Raw genomic sequence first — 19,184 nt, forward strand, 5'->3', positions numbered from 1 at the left:
TATGTAGCGCAGCGCTCAACCGTGGTGGGCCGGCCGGCGGTGCCCGCACGCTCCCGGCATGACATCCGAAGAGCGGTTGCCGGCCCGGTACTGGCGGCTGTGGTGGGCCGGGGCGATCGACAACGTCGGCAACGGCGCGTTCGTGACGGCGCTGCCGCTGCTCGCCGTCACGCTCACCACGGACCCCCGGCTGATCTCGATGGTCGCTGCCGCGAGCTTCGTGCCGTGGCTGCTGTTCTCGCTCCCGGTCGGTGCGCGCGTGGACCGGCACAGCCGGGTCGACCTCATGCGCGGCGCGCAGCTGTTCCAGGCGGTGGTCGTCGCGGGGATCGTGATCCTGGTGGCCGCCGGTGCCATGAACATCGGAAGCCTGACCGCCGCGGCCTTCGCGATCGGCGTCGGCCAGGTCGTCTTCGGTATCGCGAGCCAGTCCGTGCTGCCGGAGATCGTCGAGACCCGGCTGCTCGGGCCGGCCAACGCCCGCCAGTACCTGGCGACGACCATCGGGCAGAGCTTTCTCGGCCCGCCGGTCGGGAGTCTCCTGTTCGGCCTCGCGATCGCTCTGCCGTTCAGTCTCGACGTCGTGGCTCTCGTCGCCTCCGCGCTCCTACTGACGACCTTGCGCGGCACGTCCCGGCCGCGGCTGCGGGAAACCGGACAGCCGGCACGACGTGCGATCACCGAGGGACTGCGCTGGCTCGTCCGCCATCGGCTGCTGCGCACGCTGGCCCTGCTGCTCGGCGTCAACACGTTCTGCTTCCAGCTCGGCAACGTCACGCTCGTGCTCCTGGCCACGCGCGAGCTCGGCGTCACCACGGCGGGCTACGGGCTGCTGCTGGCGGTGGCCGCCGTCGGCAGTGTTCTCGGTGGGCTGCTCACCGCGCGGCTCACACGGGTGCTCGGGCAGCTCCCCGTGCTCGCCGTCGCGCTGGCGATCAACGCCGTCGTCTTCGTCCTGCTGGGACTCAGCCCGAGCGCCTGGACGCTCGCGGCCCTGCTGGCTCTCAGCGGTCTGGTCACCGCGGTCTGGAACGTCGTCACGGTCACCCTGCGGCAGGAACTGGTCCCGCTCGATCTGCTCGGCCGGGTCAACAGCGTCTACCGCTTGCTCGGCTGGGGTCTCATCCCGCTGGGTGCGCTCGCCGGAGGTCTCATCGCCCACGAGATCGGCATCCGGGCGGGCTATCCCGTCGCCGGGGCGCTTCGGGTGGTGGCGCTCGCGATCAGCCTGCCGCTGCTCGTGCGCGTCCACCGCCAGGGACCGCCGTCCGACGCGGACTGACCGACCGTTCGTCCCGACGTGCTCCTCAGTGGCGCTGCTTCTCGATGGCCTTGCGGATCTGCTGCGCGAGTGCGAACACGAGCAGGGCCGCGAACGCGATCGACGCGACGTTGTCGGGCAGCATCACCGACAGGCTGGCGCCGCCGAACGAGAAGCCCGACGCGACCAGGCCGATGAGCGCGGCAGTCTTCAGGCGGACCAGGCGGTTGCGGGCATTGACCCAGGTCCCCGAGATGGCAGTCGGGATCATCGCGACCAGGGACGTGCCCTTGGCGAGCGCGGGCGCGAAGTCGAACAGGGCGGAGAGGCCCGGCACGGCGAGCTGACCGCCGCCGATGCCGAGCAGGCCAGACGCGACACCCATGACGAGACCGAGCCCGATCATCCCCGCGCCGTCGAGCACGCTGGGCAGCCCTTCGGCGGTGTCGACCGACGGCGGCTCGCCGAACCCGTCCAGCAGCGACCGCACGATCCCCGCGACGAGTACCCCGACGAACAGCCAGCGCAGCAGGGTCTCAGGGACCCGGGCGAGCATCCGCGCCCCGACCACCGCGCCGATCACCGAGCCCACGACGAGCAGCCCGGCTGCGATCAGGTCGACGGCGTCGTGCGTCAGGTACGGGATGGACCCGACGATCGCCGCCGGGAGGATCGCCGCGAGCGAGTAGGCGCTGGCCCGGCGTTGCGTCAGGCCGCCGAGCGAGGTCAGGAGAGGCACCATCACGATGCCACCGCCGAGGCCGAACAGCCCGGAGAAGGTCCCGCCGACGATCCCCACGAGGACGGCGCGGGGAGGGGTCAGGGAGGCGTCAGTCTGGTCGGTCACCCCGCGATGATCTCAGGTGAGCGGCGATGGTCCGCGCGCAGTCCATGGACTCGGTGCTGGTCGTGTCGACCTCCAGGTCGTAGGTCACGCCCTTGTGGACGACGTCGGCCTGCTTCGCGGCCATGCCCGCCACCCGGTCGCCGCGGACGGCCTCGCGGGACTCGGCGACCGCGGCGTCGCAGCGCACCCCCACCCAGAGCGTCGGCACGTCGCCCAGGGCATCCAGCCAGCCCTGCTGCGACGCCGCACCCCCGAGGAACACGTCGTCGACCACGATGTGCGCGCCCGTGCGCGCCATCGTGACCAGCCCGGCGATCCAGGCGTCCTGCAGTGCCATGAATTCCTGCCCGACGTCGACGCCGCCGTCGTCCGTGAACCCGATCCCGTCTCCGCCGGACGTCAGGCGGGCGGGCATCGCGTCGACGAGCGTGTCGATGCTGAGCGAGAGCCACGCGTCGGCGAGGACGGTCTGCAGGCTGCGCGCGATCCCGGACTTCCCGGAGCTCGAACCGCCGTTGAGAACGATGACCTGGGTGTTCATGCGGCAACGGTACGAGTGTCGGTGGTGCGCGCTACAGTTGAATTCCAAGTTGAGCGGAATAGACTCAACTTTGGCGCGGTTTCATCTCGTGCAGACTCAGCACTCTCGGAGGCTTCATGGACACCAAGTTCACGACCATGTCGCAGCAGGCGATCGGCGACGCGATCCAGTCGGCGTCGGCCGCCGGCAACCCGCAGCTCGAGCCCGTCCACCTGCTGGCGTCGCTGCTCCAGCAGGAGCGCGGCGTCGCCGTCGGCCTGCTCGACGCGGTCGGGGCGAACGCACAGGCGATCGGCCAGCAGGTCCGCGCGGCCCTCGTCGCGCTGCCCCAGGCCAGCGGCGCGAGCACCGCTCAACCGAGCGCGAGCCGGGCCATGGCCACGGTTCTGGACCTGGCGTCCAAGGAGGCGCAGGGGCTGGGCGACGAGTACGTCTCTACCGAGCACCTGCTGATCGCCGTCGCGGCCGGCCAGTCGTCCGCGGCCCAGATCTTGTCCGACGCCGGTGCCACCGCCGACGCTCTGCGTGCCGCGCTGCCCGCCGTCCGGGGATCCGGCCGGGTCACCAGCCCGAACCCCGAGGGTACGTACAAGGCGCTGGAGCAGTACGGCACCGACCTGACGCAGCGCGCCCGGGACGGAAAGCTCGACCCCGTGATCGGCCGCGACTCGGAGATCCGGCGCGTGATCCAGGTCCTGAGCCGCCGCACCAAGAACAACCCGGTGCTCATCGGCGAGCCCGGCGTCGGCAAGACGGCGGTCGTCGAAGGGCTGGCCCAGCGGGTCGTCGCGGGCGACGTGCCCGAGTCGCTGAAGGGCAAGCGCCTGGTCGCGCTGGACCTGGCCTCGATGGTGGCCGGCGCGAAGTACCGCGGTGAGTTCGAGGAGCGACTCAAGGCGGTCCTGGAAGAGATCACGGCGTCGGACGGCGAGGTGGTCACCTTCATCGACGAGCTGCACACGGTCGTCGGCGCGGGGGCTGGCAGCGAGGGTGCCATGGACGCCGGCAACATGCTCAAGCCCATGCTGGCGCGCGGCGAGCTGCGCATGGTGGGTGCCACCACACTCGACGAGTACCGCCAGCACATCGAGAAGGACCCGGCCCTGGAGCGCCGGTTCCAGCAGGTCTTCGTCGGTGAGCCCTCGGTCGAGGACACGGTCGCGATCCTGCGTGGGCTCAAGGAGCGCTACGAGGCGCACCACAAGGTGACCATCGCCGACTCCGCGCTCGTGGCCGCCGCATCGCTCTCCGACCGGTACATCTCCGGGCGGCAGCTTCCCGACAAGGCGATCGACCTGGTCGACGAGGCGGCGTCCCGCCTGCGCATGGAGCTCGACTCGTCCCCGGTCGAGATCGACGAGCTGCAACGCGCCGTCACGCGCCTCGAGATGGAGGAGGTCGTGCTGTCCGAGTCCGAGGACGCCGCGTCCAAGGAGCGGCTGGGGCGGCTGCGGGCCGACCTCGCCGACCGCCGCGAGGCACTGGCCGCGCTCACCGCGCGGTGGGAGTCCGAGAAGGCCGGGCACAACCGCGTCGGCGACCTGCGTGCCCGCCTCGACGAGCTGCGCACGGACGCCGAGCGCAAGCTCCGCGAGGGTGACCTCGAGGGCGCCGCGCGTATCCAGTACGGCGAGATCCCGGTGGTCGAGAAGGAGCTGGTGGCGGCTGAGGAGGCCGAGGCGGTCTCGGAGGACGAGCCGGAGGGGCTGGGCCCGGAGACCGCCGAGCCGCCGATGATCGCCGACAAGGTCGGTGCGGACGAGATCGCCGAGGTCGTCGCCGCGTGGACCGGCATCCCCGCCGGGCGGCTGTTGCAGGGCGAGTCCGAGAAGCTCCTGCACATGGAGGAGGTGCTCGGCCAGCGCCTCATCGGGCAGCGGACCGCGGTGGCCGCGGTGTCCGACGCCGTGCGGCGCACCCGGGCCGGCGTCTCCGACCCCGACCGGCCGACCGGCTCGTTCCTGTTCCTCGGCCCCACGGGCGTGGGCAAGACCGAGCTCGCGAAGGCGCTGGCGGACTTCCTGTTCGACGACGAGCGCGCCATGGTGCGCATCGACATGTCCGAGTACGGGGAGAAGCACTCCGTCGCGCGGCTGGTCGGTGCGCCTCCGGGGTACGTCGGGTACGAGGAGGGCGGCCAGCTCACCGAGGCCGTCCGGCGTCGGCCCTACTCGGTCGTGCTGCTGGACGAGGTGGAGAAGGCCCACCCCGAGGTCTTCGACGTCCTGCTCCAGGTGCTCGACGACGGCCGTCTCACCGACGGCCAGGGTCGCACCGTGGACTTCCGCAACACGATCCTCGTGCTGACCTCGAACCTGGGATCGCAGTTCCTGGTGGAACCGATGCTGTCGGACGAAGAACGCCGGGAGTCCGTGATGACTGCGGTGCGCGCTGCGTTCAAGCCCGAGTTCCTCAACCGGCTCGACGACGTCGTGATCTTCGACGCGCTGACGCTGGACGAGCTCGGCCGCATCGTGGAGCTGCAGGTCGGGGCCTTCGCGAAGCGGCTCGAGGACCGTCGCATCACGCTCGACGTGACCGAGGCGGCACGCGAGTGGCTCGCCCTGGAGGGCTTCGACCCGGCGTACGGAGCCCGGCCCCTGCGCCGGCTGGTGCAGCGCGAGATCGGCGACCGTCTGGCGCGGCTGCTGCTCACGGGCGAGGTGTCCGACGGCGACACGGTGGTCGTGGACCGCGCGCCCGGCGAGGGTCTGATGCTCGAACGGCGCGTCCTGACGGCGTGACCCAGCCGTCCGGTGTACGTCGGTCGGCGTACACCGGACTACGCTTTTCGGTCGATGTGGAGTGCGGCGTCCGCCTGCCATCCTTGGTGGCTACGAGGGAACTACCGCGGGATCTGGTCGATCCGGCCGTCGGCAACGTCACCATGTGATGGTGTTGTGAAGGTGACTGCCCGATCGCCCAGAACCTGAAATCCCGCACGTCCCTCTGTGTGTGCGGGGTGAAACCGTGCGCGGCGTGCCGCGTACGTGCCCGGCACGGTCAGGGCGCGCGGGGGGCGAGCCGATGGGGGCCATGGGGAGAGGCGGACGGTCAGGGAGGGCCTGATGCTGCGGTTCCACTTCACTTCCGACGATCTTGCCCGGGTCCGGATAGCACCGGGCCCGGACCCTATGTGGGAGATGCTGCTCAGCGCCCACGTGGTGAATCAGCGTTCGGGCTCGTTGTTGTTCGCGCCCTGGCGTGAGCGAGTGTTGTCCGGCCTGCACCCTGCGGCCCGGATGCTGTTGCGGCTGACTCCGCCGCGGGGGTACTCACCCGACTTTCTGACGCCGGTGACGGGCACCGAGGACTTCGAGACCGGGCTCGACGCGGTGCTGTCCACGCCCAGGGACCGGCTCCGCGACGACCTCGCGCTGCTGACCCGCGGGCACCGGCCGCACCTCTGGATGCGCGACCTCGCCGACGGCTCCGCGCCTGCCCTCCGTGGGCTCGGCGCAGCGATGCGCATCTACTACGAGCAGGCGGTCGGACCGTACTGGAGCGGCATCCGGGCGGCCGTCGACGTCGATCGCGCGGCGCGGACCCGCGCCTGGGTGGAGGGGGGTACGGAGCATGCGCTGCGGACCCTGCACCCCGCGGTGCGCTGGCAGCACCCCGTCCTGTCGGTATCGACGGCCGCCGAGCGGGACGTGTACCTGGCCGGCCGCGGCCTGCTCATCATCCCGTCGTACTTCTGCCAGCGTGCCCCGATCACGCTGGCCGACCCGGAGCTGCCGCCGGTGCTCCTCTACCCGATCGTGCACGAGCAGGCCGGCATCGACCGGAGCATCGAGATCCGGTCCGACGGCGGGCGGCGCCTCGTCGCGCTCCTCGGCCGCACCCGGGCCGCCGTGCTGCGAGTGCTCGGCACGGGCGCGACGACCAGCGAGATCGCGCAACGGCTGGAGATCTCCCCGGCGTCGGCGTCGGAGCACGCCACCGTGCTGCGCAACGCCGGGCTCATCGCCTCTGGGCGTGAGCGCAACACCGTGATCCACGCGCTGACTCCGCTGGGACAGACCCTTCTGGACGGCTGCGTCGGGCGGTTCCCCGCGATGCCGACGGCGGCGATGCCGACCGCGGAGGCACGGACGCTCGGGTCGCAGCCGGTTACTGCAGGAGATCCTGTGTGATCGGTTCCGCGGTGGTCGCGAGGCAGAGGCCCACCCGGTCGCCGTCGTCCCAGGACTCCTCGCTCGGGCCCCAGACGACGTACCGCACGGAGTCGGCGAGCGGGCTGGTGCGGGCGACTGGCCCCAGCTGCTTGGTGCCGCAGACCAGTGCCACTCGCTTGTCGACCTCGTCGCGGCCCGGCCACACGGCGGCGTCGGCGAAGTCGGTGCGGCCGACCACCTGCGCGGTGTGCGAGGCGTCGCAGGGGACCGCGAGCACCTCGGAGACCTCACCGTCGTCGGGGATGGACTCCACGCACGAGCCGAGCACCAGCTGTAGAGGGTGCACCTCCTGTGGTTCCGCGATCATCGCCTCGATCGGCTCCCACTGCTGCCTGTTGACCAGGTTCACGATGATCGCGATGACCGCGACCACTGCGATCACGGCCACCACCGCTCCGCCGATCAGCGCGAACCGACGCCGCTTGGCGGACTGGTCCTCGGGGGTGGGCGGACGCCAGCCGGCATAGGAGGCCTCCGGCGCGTAGTCGTGCACGGCTGGGAAGCCGTGTGCCGAGCTGCCGGGCGATGTCGGGAACGGCGACGGGGGCTGCTGCGGAACGGTGGGCTGGGCCTGCGCAGGCGCTCCGGGCTGATGCTGCGCCGGCGCGGCGGGCGTCGGGAACGGGCTGGGCCGCGCGGGGGCCGGCGGGGTGTGCGTCGTGGGCGACGCGAAGAGCTCGGTCGCCGCGGCGGACGTCTCGGTCTCGGCGGCGTCCTCGGCGGTCTCCGCCGGCGCCGGCGTGTCCGTGGTGGCCGTCGCCTCGGCCGGTGTCCTCTCGGCGGCGGCTTCGTCCCCGGCATTCGGCTCGTCGGGCTCCGGTTCCTCGGGCGGCGCCACCTCGCCGACGACGGTGCGCGGGCCCAGCGCCTTCTTGTGCGCCTCGGCGATCGCGGCGAAGGAGAGCGCCTTGAAGTCGAACGTCTCGTCGATGTCCGGCACCGTCGCGCTGCCCGACGGCGTCGGGGCGCTGGTCGTGCTCGCCGCGGCCGGCGTCGACGGGGTCGGCCCGGCGTCGTCATCGTCGGGCTCGGCCGGGGCGGCCTGCGCGGACTTGGTGGCAGGCTCGGATGCGGCTTCGTCGGCAGCTGGCGCGGCGGGCGTTGCGGCTGGCGCAGCTGGTCCGGCGGGCACGTCCTGCCCGGGCGCGGGCGTGGCGGGAGCCGGCCGCTCGGGCGCCGGGACGACGGCGATCTCCTCGGTGGGTGCCTCGTCGCGCTTCGGCCGGCGCGGCAGCCCGGAGGCGGCCCCGGCGGGCCGCTCGGGAACGTCAGCCGCCGAGGTCTCGCCCGCGGGAGCTGCAGTAGCGGGAGTCTCAGCCGCCGATGTGTTCGTCGCGGCCCCGGGTGCGGTGTCGGCAGGCTCCGCTTCGCCTGCCGGTTCCGTGCCGCCGGCGTGTTCCGTTTCGACGGTTTCGGCTTCGTCGACCGGACCGGCGGTCGTCTCGGGCTCGTCGGCCGCGGGGCCCGCCTCGGACTCAGCGGCCGCAGAAGTCTCCTGCGCCGACGAAGCCTCCGGCTCCGGCTCGGTCTCGGCCTCCTCCGCCGACTCCTCGGGGACGTCGTCGACCGGCTCCACGGCCGCGGTGTCCGCAGCCTGCCCGTTCGACGTCTCAGGCCCTTCACCCTCGGCCGACGCCGCTGCCCCCGTCGATGGCGCCGACTCGGTGATCCCGTTCGTCGGCTCGCCGGTCTCGCTCGCGTCGCCGGCCTGCTCGGACTCTTCCGCGCGGCCCTCGGGCTCGCTGGCCCCGGCGTCGTCCCGCCCGGGATTCCGCTCCGACCCGGCCTCGGTCGCCTTGTCGGCAGGATCCGTGACAGGGATCTTTGCGACTTCGGTGGCGGCCGGGAACTGGTCGGGCGTCGACGTCATGCAGGTTAACTTACCGACATTCGGCAACGACCTTGCTACCGGGGCGACACCCGCTTCGGGTGCACTCCGTTTATGGACAATTTCACCCGCTGATTTCCCCATCACGAGTGGAACCTGGAGCGGTCCGTGCCCGTACGCGGAACGCGTCAGTCGGTCAGGTCGACGATCACCGGGACGTGGTCGGACGCGCCCTTGCCCTTGCGCTCGTCGCGGTCGATGACCGCACCCGAAGCACGGCCGGCGAGAGCCGGCGACGCCCAGCAGAAGTCGATCCGCAGCCCCTTGTTCCGCGGGAAGGCGAGCTGCTGGTAATCCCAGTAGGTGTAGGTGTGCTCCTGGGGGATGAACTGCCGCGTCAGCTCCGTGTACCCGGCCTTGCCGAACGCCTCGAACGCGGCCCGCTCGGGCGGGGAGACGTGCGTCTTCCCGGAAAAGTCCGCGGGGTTGTACACGTCGGTGTCGAGCGGGATCACGTTCCAGTCACCCATGAGCGCGACGGCGTCCCCGGCGTCGGCCCAGGTCTGCGCCGAGGTGCGCAGGGCTTCCAGCCAGGCCAGCTTGTAGGTGTAGTGCGGGTCGCCGAGCGCGCGGCCGTGCGGCACGTACAGGCTCCACACGCGGACGCCGCCGCAGGTGGCGCCCATGGCCCGCGCCTCGATCGGCGGGATGACGTCGAGCAGCGGGTTCACGTCGTCCTCGATGATCGGCTTGGCGAAGCCCGGCTGCTCCGGGAACTGCGTGGCGACGTCGGCCAGGCCCACCCGCGACGCGATCGCCACGCCGTTCCACTGCGACAGCCCGAAGTGGGCTACCTCGTACCCAGCGGCCTCGAACGCCGCGGTGGGGAACTGGTCGTCTCGGCACTTGGTCTCCTGGATCGCCAGCACGTCGGTCCGGGACCGGTCGAGAAAGGCGAGCACGCGGTCGAGTCGCGTGCGGATGGAGTTGACGTTCCAGGTGACGAGGCGCACGCAAACGAGTCTATTCAGTGAGGACAGTGGAGGGGTGCGATCCAGTTGCTGGTGCGCACAAGGTCTACTAAAGACTGCGCGAGAGGTCTGGTAGAGCATGTGCGCGTGGTCCAGTAGACATGCCATCCGGCAAGCTGGCGACAGCCCGCCATCTGATCCCGACTTCGGTCCCTTGCACGGCACAGCAAATGACTTCGGTCCGTTGCTCTGAGATCGGTCAATCAAACGACCGATCTCAGAGCAACGGACCGAAGTCGGAGCGGCCACCGTGCAACCGACCGAAGTCGGAGTGGCGCCCTGGCAGCAGCGTGGCTGTGATTCCCGCCGCACTTCTCGGACCCTGACAACCGTGAGGTTCACCCCGACTACCCTGGTGACGTGCAGATCCTCACCAGGCGTCGCGCCGTCGGTGCCGTCGTCGTCCTCACCACTGCTGCCCTGGTCGCGGCATGTTCGGCCGGCTCCGGCGAGGCCACCGGAGGAGCACGCACGGACGTCGTCGTCGGGCTGACGGGGGAGCCCACCAACCTCGACTTCACGACGACGTCGGGATCGGCCATCCCGCAGCTGCTGATGAACAACGTGTACGAGGGCCTGGTGACCATCGACCAGGAGGGCGAGGTGCAGCCGCAGCTCGCCGAGTCGTGGGAGGTCAACGGGGACCGCACCGTCTACACCTTCACGCTGCACGACGGCGTGACCTTCTCCGACGGCTCGCCCTTCACCGCGGACGACGTCGTGTCGTCGATCGAGCGGGTCCAGGACGACTGGACGCTGAGCCTGAAGTCCAAGATGGACGTCGTGGAGCAGGCCGAGGCGATCAGCGACACCGAGGTCGCCGTCACGCTGAAGCACCCGAGCAACTCCTGGCTGTTCGACATGGGCACGTCCGTGGGCACCATGTTCCCGGACGACCTGTCCGCCGACCTGGCGACCGAGACGGTCGGGACCGGCCCGTACACGGTCGAGGAGGTCGCGCCCGGCGACCACGTCACGCTCGCCGCCCGCGACGACTACTGGGGCGAGGCCCCGGCCATCCCGGATGTCACCGTCCGCTACTTCGCCGACGCGAACGCCCAGGCCAACGCGGTCCGGTCCGGCGACATCGACATGGCGTACAACATGCAGGCGCCCGACCTGCTGGGCGGCCTCGAGCAGGACGAGAACCTGCAGGTCATCGACGGCACCTCCACGGGCGAGGTGCTGCTCGCGCTGAACAACGCCGCCCCGCCCTTCGACGACCTCAGGGTGCGCCGAGCGGTCATGTACGCGATCGACCGGAAGGCGGTCCTCGACACCGCGTGGGCCGGGCACGGCGAGCTCATCGGCTCGATGGTGCCGCCCACCGATCCGTACTTCCAGGACCTGACCGACGCCTACCCGTATGACCCGGGCAGGGCACGGGACCTGCTCGAGGAAGCCGGCGCCGAGGACCTGAGCATCACGTTCGACGTCCCGACCCGCCCCTACGCGGAAGCCGTCGCCCAGGTGGTGGTGTCGCAGCTCAAGGACGTCGGCATCGACGCGAAGATCGTCCCGGCGGAGTTCCCCGCCGTCTGGCTGGACAAGGTGTTCACCGAGCACGACTACCAGATGTCCGTGATCCTCCACACCGAGGCGCGGGACATGCTGACCATCTTCGGTGACCCCGACTACTACATCGGCTACGACAACCCGCGCATCAACGAGATCGCCGAGGAGGCCGACCAGGGCAGCCCCGACCAGTACGTCGCGGGCATCCAGGAGGTCGCCCGGATGATCGTGGACGACGCTGCGAGCGACCCCCTGTTCCTCTTCCCCAACACCGTCGTCGCCGACGCCGGACTGACGGGCATCGCCGCGAACGCGACCACCGAGTCGATGGACCTCACCGGCCTGCGCTGGTCCGACGACTGACCCGGCCGACGCCGGACGACCACCCGTGGCCAGACAACTCGCCTCGCACCTCGCCCAGCTCGTCGCCACCCTCCTCGTGGCGACGGCTGCGATCTTCGTGCTGCTGCGGGTGCTCCCCGGCGACCCGGCCGTCGTCGCGCTCGGGATCGAGGCCTCCCCCGAGGCGCTCGCGGCCTGGCGGGCCGAGCACGGCACGGACGGCCCGCTCGTCGCTCAGTACCTGGAGTGGGTCGGCGGGCTGCTGACCGGCGACCTCGGCACGAGCTACGTGACGTCGCAGGACCTCACGCCGCTGGTCGCCGACCGGGTGCAGGTGACTGGCATCCTCGTGCTGCTCGGCATGCTGATCGCCCTGGTGGTGGCAGTGCCGGTGGGCACGCTGGCCGCCGTCTGGCACCGGAACGCGGGCGGCGTGACGCTGTCCGCGGTAAGCCAGGTGGGCGTGGCAGTGCCGAACTTCCTGGTGGGTGTGCTGCTCGTGGCGCTGTTCGCGGTGCGGCTCGGCTGGCTGCCGTCGGGCGGCTGGGTGGCGCCCGTCGAAGGGCTCGGGGAGTTCTGGCGACACGTGCTGCTGCCGGCGCTCGCGCTGGGCTCCGTGCAGGCCGCGATCATCACGCGGTACGTGCGCAGCGCCGTGCTGGAGATCATGCGCGAGGACTTCCTGCGGACCGCCCGCGCCAAGGGGCTCACCTTCACGGGTGCGCTGGTGCGGCACGGGCTGCGCAACGCCGGCGTGCCGATCGTGACGGTCGTGGGCGTGCAGATCGCGTCCATGCTGATCGGCGCCGTCGTGATCGAGCGGGTGTTCGCCGTGCCCGGGCTCGGCAGCCTGCTGCTCGACTCGGTGGGCAACCGCGACCTGCTCGCCGTGCAGTCGATAGTGGCGGTGCTCGTGGTCCTGGTGGTGCTGCTGAACTTCCTGGTCGACCTCGCGTACACCCTGCTGGACCCCCGGCTGAGGAGGGCGTCATGACGGACCCGGCCGCGGTCGCCGTCGGCCACCTCGACCCCCGGTCCCCGGTGGTCGAGCCTGTCGAGACCCGCCGCCCCGGCGTGCACCCCCAGCTCGTGATCGGCGCCGTGCTGGTGGCGCTGGTCGTCGTGACGGCACTCGTGTCGCTCGTCTGGACGCCGTACGACCCCGAGCACGCGGGCGCCGAGCGCCTCCTCCCGCCGCCCGGCGCCGAGCACTGGTTCGGCACCGACCGGTTCGGCCGCGACGTGTTCTCGCAGGTCATGGCCGGTGCGCAGATCACGCTCCTGGTGGGCGTGGTCGCGGTCGGGATCGCCGCGGTGGTGGGCGTGCCGCTCGGCGTGCTCGCTGGGATGCGCGGCGGCCGGCTCGGGGCCCTCCTGATGCGGGGCAGCGACATCCTGCTCGCGTTTCCCGGCCTGCTCCTCGCCATAGTGCTGGGCGCCGTCTACGGAGCAGGCACGGTGACGGCGATGGTCGCGCTCGGCATCGGCTCCATCCCCGCCTTCGCGCGCGTGGCCCGGAGCGGGACGCTGCAGGTCATGCGCTCCGACTACGTGCTCGCCGCGCGCGCCGCCAACCGCGGCGAGCTCGCGATCGCGGCGCGGCACGTGCTGCCCAACATCGCCGGCACCGTGCTGGTGCAGTGCTCGGTGAACTTCGCGATCGCCGTGCTCGCCGAGGCGGGGCTGTCGTTCCTCGGCCTGGGCACGCCCCCGCCGACGCCGTCGTGGGGGCGCATGCTGCAGGAGTCGCAGCAGTTCCTCGGCGTCGCCGACCACCTGGCGATCGTGCCCGGCGTCGCCATCGCCGTGGCGGTGCTCGGGTTCAACCTCCTGGGCGACGGCCTGCGCGACGTCCTCGACCCGAGGCTCTCCGCCGTCAGCTCGTCGGGGGAGGACCCGAAGGCCGCATCGCAGACCGGGTCCGCACCGCAGGTCGGGCCGGCCGAGACCTGGCCCGCACCGGTGGACAAGGCTGCCCCTCGGGAGGCTCAGGAACCGACCCCGGCGCTCGACGTCCGCCACCTCTCGGTCCGCACCGACATCGGACGCGCCCTCCTCGCCGACGTCACCCTGAGCGTCGCCCCTGGCGAGCGGGTCGGGCTGATCGGCGAGTCCGGCTCGGGCAAGACGATGACGGCGCTCGCGGCCCTCGGCCTGCTGCCCGACGGCGTCCGGGCCACCGGGCACGTCGGCCTCGCCGGGGTACCGGGGAACCTCCTGGACCGGGGCGAGCGCGGCATGGCGGGGCTGCGGGGCGAGGCGCTGTCGATGGTCTTCCAGGAACCCATGACCGCCCTCAACCCGCTGATGCGGGTGGGCCGCCAGGTCGCCGAGACGATGACGCTGCACGGCGCGACGCGCGGGACGGCGACCGAGCGCGCCGCCGAGCTCCTGGCCGAGGTGGGCCTGCCCGACGGCGCCGCCCGGCGCTACCCCCATGAGCTCTCCGGCGGGCAGCGGCAGCGGGTGGTGCTGGCGATGGCGCTGGCGAACGACCCGGCCGTGCTGGTGGCGGACGAGCCGACCACCGCCCTCGACGTGACCGTGCAGCGCCAGATGCTGGACCTCATGGTGCGGCTCGTCCGCGACCGGGGCGCCGGGCTGCTGTTCATCACGCACGACCTCGCCGTGGTGTCCCAGGTGTGCGAGCGGGTGGTGGTGCTGCTCGACGGCGTGGTGGTCGAGGAGGGCCCGGTCGCCGAGGTCTTCGCGGATCCCCAGCACGACTACACGAAGCGGCTGCTGGCGGCTTCTACGCTGGAGCCGCGGGTCGCGCCTCCGCGGGCCGAGCCCTCGCTGGCCGGGCCTGTCGAGACCGCGCTGGCAACGCCGATCGCCCCGGCCCTCCTCCGGGTCGAGGACGTGACCCGGACGTACCGGAGCCGCGGGCAGGCGGTGCACGCGCTGCAGGGTGTCTCCCTGGAGGTCGCCGAGGGGCAGCGGTTCGGAATCGTCGGCGAGTCCGGCTCGGGCAAGTCGACGCTGCTGCGGATCGTTGCGGGCCTGGACCACGCGACGTCGGGCCGGGTCGTCAGCGCGGGTGTGGACCTGAACCCGGCGTCGGACGCCGTTCGTGACGCGGGCGGTCCGCGCGGCACGCGGGGCGTGCGGGGGACGCGCGGCGGGCCGACGTCGGCCGAGCTGGGCGACCTGCGCGCCGCCCTGCAGCTCGTGTTCCAGGACCCGTACGGCTCGCTCGACCCCCGCATGACCGTCGGCGACATCGTGGCGGAGCCGCTCCTAAACCCGGCGAACGTCCGCGATGCCGGCCCGCGGACGGCGTCCGCCCGCCGCGACGCGGTACGCGAGATGCTGGACGCCGTCGGGCTGCCGCTGGACGCGACGGAGCGGTACCCGCACCAGTTCTCGGGCGGGCAGCGGCAGCGCATCGCGATCGCGCGGGCCCTGGTGTGCCGGCCGCGCATCCTCGTCGCGGACGAGCCGGTCAGCGCGCTCGATGTCTCGGTCCGCCGGCAGGTGCTGGACCTGCTGGCGAGCCTCGCGGACGAGTACGCCCTGACGCTGCTCCTGGTCTCGCACGACCTCGGCGTGGTGCGGCACGTCTGCGACCACGTGGCGGTGATGCGCGACGGCCGGATCGTCGAGCAGGGGCCCACCGCCCAGGTCTACGACACGCCGCAGCACGAGTACACGCGCCGCCTCCGGGACGCGACCCCGCTGCTGGTCCGCTGACCGCCGACCGCGCCGAGAACGGGGTTGTGCTCCTTCCGGTGCCTTCCGGGAACGCAACCCCGTTCTCGCCGCAGTCGGGGGTTTCGCCGTCCGGTAGCCTCCGGTTCGACATGAGCGAGATGACGCGTGCCTCCGACGAGTCCCGGCGCAGCGGGAAGCCACCGATCCGCGTGATCTTCGTGCCCGGGCTCGGCGACCGGCTGCCGCCTTTGGTGCACCTCCAGCGTGAGGCGCTCCGGACCTGGCGTGCCCTCGGTGTGCGCACCACGATGTTCCGCGTCCGCTGGTCGTCGGACGCGTCGTTCCAGGACCGGCTGGACCGGCTCGACGAGATGGTCGAACGGTACGAGCAGCGGGGCGAGCGGGTCGCGCTCATGGGTGCGTCGGCAGGGGCCGGCGCGGTCCTCGCCGCATACGCCCGACGCCGCTCGATCGTCGCCGTCGTGATCATCGCCGGGAAGTTCCTGGAGCCCGAGGACATCATCAAGCCGGTGCTCCTGCGCAACGCGCCGTTCGCGCAGTCGCTGTCGACGGTGCCGAAACTCCTGGAGGAGCTGGGCCCCGACGACCGGGCCAGGATCCTGAGCCTGCGATCGGCCAGGGACGGCGTGGTCGACGACGAGGACACCCTGCTCGAGGGTGCGGTCAACGAGACGATGCGCGTCGTGGGCCACGTGATCGCCATCGGGTACGCGCTGATGTTCCGGGCGCGGAGGGTCGTGCGGTTCCTCCGCGACGTCGTGACGGACTGACCGGTCAGCTGCATCCACCCGGTTAGGGTCGGTCCCATGACTGCGCTGACGGACTACATCGACGCCTGGGTCGCCGGGGACGCGGAGCGGATCGCGGGCACGGTCGCGGACGACTGCGTCATCACCGAGTGCTACGGGCCCGTCTACCGCGGGCGCGACTGGGTGCGTCGGTGGGGTCAGGACTGGTTCGCCGCGGGCGGCGTCGTGCACCGCTGGGACATCACCGACCACATCGTGACCGGCGACCGCGAGATCGCGCAGTGGACGTTCGAGTGCACGTGGGACGGCACCAGGAGCACCCTCGACGGCGCTACCGTGGCCCGAACCGGAGACGGCCTCATCCGCACGTTGCGCGAGTACCAGACCACTGCCCCGCTCTACGACTGGCGCAGCACCTGGCGCTCGGAGTAGTCCGGCTTACGCACCCTTCAGGAACAATGGGGCGCCGGGGCCTTGTCCCGGGCGGACGCACGTCCGCACACTCAGGCTATGACGACCTCCCAGGACACCTCCGCCGCCGTCGCACACTTCGCCGGGCGGCTCGCCTTCGAGACCGACGTCGCCGACGTCCACACCGCGCTCGCCGGGCTGGCCGCGGCGGACGCCCCGTTCACCCTCGTCGACGTCCGGTCCCAGGAGTCCTGGGACCAGGGCCACGTCCCCGGCGCGGTGCACCTGCCCAGCGGCAAGGTGCGCCTGCGCGCCGAGCAGGTCATCGACCGGGACCGGCCCGTGGTCACGTACTGCTGGGGGCCTGGCTGCAACGCGGCGACCAAGGCAGCGCTCGAGTTCGCGAAGCTCGGCTACGACGTCAAGGAAATGATCGGCGGCTTCGAGTACTGGGTGCGCGAGGGCTTCGCCTACGACACGAAGCAGGGCCGGACCAATCCGGCCCCGGACCCCTTGGCCGCCCCGCTCTGACCGAGCGACGCTCGTCGGCCCGGGACCGGGCGATCGTGCCCAAAGTTCGGCCTGAAAGTGGGCACAATCGCTCGGTCCCGGGGCCGCAGCGACCTCACGCCGGGCGGTAGCGGTTCTCCGGGCGGCCCGTCGCCCCATACCGTGGCGTGACCTGCGCGTATCCCTCCGCGACCAGGTGCTCCAGGTACCGGCGGGCGCTCACCCGGGACATCCCGACCGCCTCCGCGACCTCGGCCGCCGACGCGTCCCGGGCCGCCACACCGGCAGCATCCACGGTCGCCCCGGCAGCATCCACGGCCACCCCGCACAGCCGCACCAGGGCCTCCCGGACCAGGTCCCGGCTCCGCTCGGAAAGCCCCTTCGGCGGCAGCGTCGTGGTGGACCGCGGCCCGGCGAGGAGCTGATCCACCTCCTCCTGGTCGAGCGTGTCCTGCGCGCGGCGCACGTCCTCGCGCCGCTGCCACACCTCGTCGAGCCGTTCGCGCAGCGTGGCGGCGGTGAACGGCTTGACCAGGTAGGCGACGACGCCGCCGGCCATGGCCTGCCGCACGCTGTCGAGCTCGCGGGCCGCGGTGGTGGCGACGACGTCGACGGGCGGGCCGGGCAGCAGGCGCAGCCGACGGAGCACGTCGAGCCCGCCGATGTCCGGCAGGTTCAGGTCGAGCAGCACCAGGTCCGGCCGTAGCGCCGCCGCGAGACGCAGCGCGTCCGCGCCGTTGCGCGCCTCGCCCACCACGACGAACCGGGGATGGCTCTCCACGAACCCGCGGTGCACGACGGCGACGGCCGGATCGTCCTCGACCACGAGCGTCCGTGCCTGCTCGGTCATGTCGTCGCCTCCCCGGCGCTGCTGACATGCCCGGCCAATGCCGTCGCCCCTGCGGGCAGCTCCACGGTCACCCGCGCCCCGCCGAGATCGCCGGAGCCGATGACCACCTCGCCGTCGCGCCGGTCCACCACACGCCTGACCAGCGCCAGGCCGATGCCACGGCTGTGCTCCCGCGTCCCGGGTACCTTCGTGGAGAACCCAGCCTTGAACACCTGGTGGTGCAGGTTCGTGGGTATGCCGGGGCCGTTGTCGTCCACCCGCAGGCGCAGGTGCACCCCGTCCGTCACCAGGAGCACGCGTACCCGCCCGTCCGGGCCGGCGGCGTCCACCGCGTTGTCGATGAGGTTGCCGAGCACAACGAGGACGTCGGTGTGCAGGGCCGATGCCTCCGAGGTCGTCGGGGCGTCGAGCGCCGACTCCTCGGCGACGTCGAGGATCACACCCCGCTCCCGCGCCGTGATCGCCTTCACCAGGAGCAGGGCCGCGAGCTCCGGGGACCGCACGCCGGGGGCGACCGCCGATGAGGTGAGGAGCCCGCCGTAGCCCGACCGCTCGATGAAGGCGACCGCCTCCTCGGTCCGGCCGAGCTCCAGCAGCCCCGAGATCACGTGCACGGTGTTGGCGAACTCGTGCGACTGGGAACGCAGCGCGTCGGTCAGTCCCCTGGTCTCCAGCAGCCCCGCGATGTCCTCGGGTTCGAGCAGGTAGATACGGCGGCGCACCAGGCGGGTCACCCACGCCGCGCACAGCACGCCGACCACCGTGGCGGCGGCGAGCGACCCCAGCAGCCAGCCGCGATCGTCGGTCAGGTCGGCCCGCAGCTCGGACTCGAGGATCCCGACGCTGGCGGTGCCGATGACGGGGGCGGGCGAGGCGTCGTCCGCCGCGTCCCCGTAGACCGGGACCTTGACGCGCCACGACGTGCCGAGCGTGCCGGTCTGCGTGCCCGTCCACAGCTGACCCGACAGCGGCACGGACGGGTCGGTCGAGACCCGCCGTCCGATCTGCTCCGGGTCGGGGTGGGAGTAGCGGACGCCGTGGTCGTCGGTGACGACCACGTAGGTCACCTCGGACGCCTCCCGGATGACCTCGGCGATCGGCTGGATCGTGGCGGAAGGATCCGCGTCGTCGAACGCGTCGAGGATGGCGGGCAGGCGCGCGACCGACAGCGCCACCCCGGTCATCCGGTCGACGTACGCCTCACGAAGCTGGCGTTCCTGCAGGGTGGAGGCCACGAGCCCGGTCGTGCAGACGAGCACGAGCACGATGACGACCTGCAGCACCAGTAGCTGCGCCCGGAGCGTCATCGCTCTTCTCACGGACGCAAGTGTGCACCGGGTTGCGGCCGGTGCGGTAGCCGAGGGGCCACGATCAAAACGACCACAACGTTCGTTGCGACCAGAACCCGCCTCCTGAACAGGGCCCTCCCTACGCTCTCGCCGAGGT

The 19,184-nt window shown here is 71.9% G+C and carries 15 protein-coding genes; 9 read left to right on the forward strand and 6 right to left on the reverse strand.

Features of this window, described 5'->3' with window-relative positions:
- Positions 1 to 58 precede the first annotated feature (58 nt).
- Entirely contained in the window at positions 59 to 1,282 is a 1,224-nt protein-coding gene (locus EW117_RS00640) for an MFS transporter (protein WP_129782786.1), read from the forward strand.
- A gap of 25 nt (positions 1,283 to 1,307) precedes the next feature.
- Here EW117_RS00640 and EW117_RS00645 read toward each other — a convergent pair whose 3' ends face one another.
- Positions 1,308 to 2,108, reverse strand: a complete 801-nt coding sequence (locus EW117_RS00645; protein WP_129782787.1) for a sulfite exporter TauE/SafE family protein — start codon at positions 2,106 to 2,108, stop codon at positions 1,308 to 1,310.
- Positions 2,092 to 2,649, reverse strand: coding sequence for a chloramphenicol phosphotransferase CPT (gene cpt / locus EW117_RS00650; protein WP_129782788.1), 558 nt, complete (start codon positions 2,647 to 2,649; stop codon positions 2,092 to 2,094). The genes EW117_RS00645 and cpt overlap by 17 nt, the downstream gene beginning before the upstream one ends.
- A 116-nt stretch (positions 2,650 to 2,765) precedes the next feature.
- Between cpt and clpB the strand changes: the two genes are divergently transcribed.
- Together clpB and EW117_RS00660 are read left to right on the forward strand one after the other, a co-directional pair.
- Positions 2,766 to 5,393 (forward strand): ATP-dependent chaperone ClpB, encoded by a 2,628-nt coding sequence (clpB, locus tag EW117_RS00655; protein WP_129782789.1) that lies wholly within the window; start codon positions 2,766 to 2,768, stop codon positions 5,391 to 5,393.
- A 324-nt stretch (positions 5,394 to 5,717) separates the two neighbouring features.
- On the forward strand, positions 5,718 to 6,785 hold the full coding sequence (locus tag EW117_RS00660; protein ID WP_129782790.1) for an ArsR/SmtB family transcription factor: 1,068 nt from the start codon (positions 5,718 to 5,720) through the stop codon (positions 6,783 to 6,785).
- Here the strand turns inward: EW117_RS00660 and EW117_RS00665 are convergent.
- Positions 6,763 to 8,697 carry a septum formation family protein gene (locus tag EW117_RS00665; RefSeq protein ID WP_129782791.1) on the reverse strand — a complete coding sequence of 645 codons (1,935 nt, stop codon included), beginning with the start codon at positions 8,695 to 8,697 and terminating at the stop codon, positions 6,763 to 6,765. The two genes, EW117_RS00660 and EW117_RS00665, sit on opposite strands and share 23 nt — an antisense overlap.
- Positions 8,698 to 8,843: 146 nt before the next feature.
- The gene (locus EW117_RS00670) at positions 8,844 to 9,668 is read right to left on the reverse strand and encodes an exodeoxyribonuclease III (RefSeq protein WP_129782792.1); all 825 of its coding nucleotides are present in this window, start codon (positions 9,666 to 9,668) and stop codon (positions 8,844 to 8,846) included.
- Positions 9,669 to 10,046: 378 nt separating this feature from the next.
- Here EW117_RS00670 and EW117_RS00675 point away from each other — a divergent pair, with 378 nt between their 5' ends.
- The 6 genes from EW117_RS00675 (at position 10,047) to EW117_RS00700 (ending at position 16,909) form a co-directional block, all read left to right on the forward strand.
- The gene (locus tag EW117_RS00675; protein WP_129782793.1) at positions 10,047 to 11,564 is read left to right on the forward strand and encodes an ABC transporter substrate-binding protein; all 1,518 of its coding nucleotides are present in this window, start codon (positions 10,047 to 10,049) and stop codon (positions 11,562 to 11,564) included.
- 25 nt (positions 11,565 to 11,589) lie between these two features.
- Complete coding sequence (locus EW117_RS00680) at positions 11,590 to 12,537, forward strand: ABC transporter permease (RefSeq protein WP_129782794.1); 948 nt, start codon at positions 11,590 to 11,592, stop codon at positions 12,535 to 12,537.
- Positions 12,534 to 15,236, forward strand: coding sequence for a dipeptide ABC transporter ATP-binding protein (locus EW117_RS30590; RefSeq protein WP_129782795.1), 2,703 nt, complete (start codon positions 12,534 to 12,536; stop codon positions 15,234 to 15,236). Before EW117_RS00680 ends, EW117_RS30590 begins: the two co-directional genes overlap by 4 nt.
- A 110-nt stretch (positions 15,237 to 15,346) precedes the next feature.
- Entirely contained in the window at positions 15,347 to 15,988 is a 642-nt protein-coding gene (locus tag EW117_RS00690) for an alpha/beta fold hydrolase (RefSeq protein ID WP_129782796.1), read from the forward strand.
- Positions 15,989 to 16,024: 36 nt separating this feature from the next.
- Positions 16,025 to 16,399: a nuclear transport factor 2 family protein gene (locus EW117_RS00695; RefSeq protein WP_129782797.1), complete on the forward strand. Its 375-nt coding sequence runs from the start codon at positions 16,025 to 16,027 to the stop codon at positions 16,397 to 16,399.
- Between the two features lie 78 nt (positions 16,400 to 16,477).
- On the forward strand, positions 16,478 to 16,909 hold the full coding sequence (locus tag EW117_RS00700) for a rhodanese-like domain-containing protein (protein WP_129782798.1): 432 nt from the start codon (positions 16,478 to 16,480) through the stop codon (positions 16,907 to 16,909).
- A gap of 94 nt (positions 16,910 to 17,003) precedes the next feature.
- Here EW117_RS00700 and EW117_RS00705 read toward each other — a convergent pair whose 3' ends face one another.
- Positions 17,004 to 17,738: a response regulator gene (locus tag EW117_RS00705; RefSeq protein WP_129782799.1), complete on the reverse strand. Its 735-nt coding sequence runs from the start codon at positions 17,736 to 17,738 to the stop codon at positions 17,004 to 17,006.
- Positions 17,735 to 19,057, reverse strand: coding sequence for a sensor histidine kinase (locus tag EW117_RS00710; protein WP_242503994.1), 1,323 nt, complete (start codon positions 19,055 to 19,057; stop codon positions 17,735 to 17,737). Before EW117_RS00710 ends, EW117_RS00705 begins: the two co-directional genes overlap by 4 nt.
- Positions 19,058 to 19,184: the final 127 nt, after the last annotated feature.

The sequence above is a fragment of the Promicromonospora panici genome (assembly GCF_900608595.1).
In the GTDB taxonomy this organism is placed as follows: domain Bacteria; phylum Actinomycetota; class Actinomycetes; order Actinomycetales; family Cellulomonadaceae; genus Promicromonospora; species Promicromonospora panici.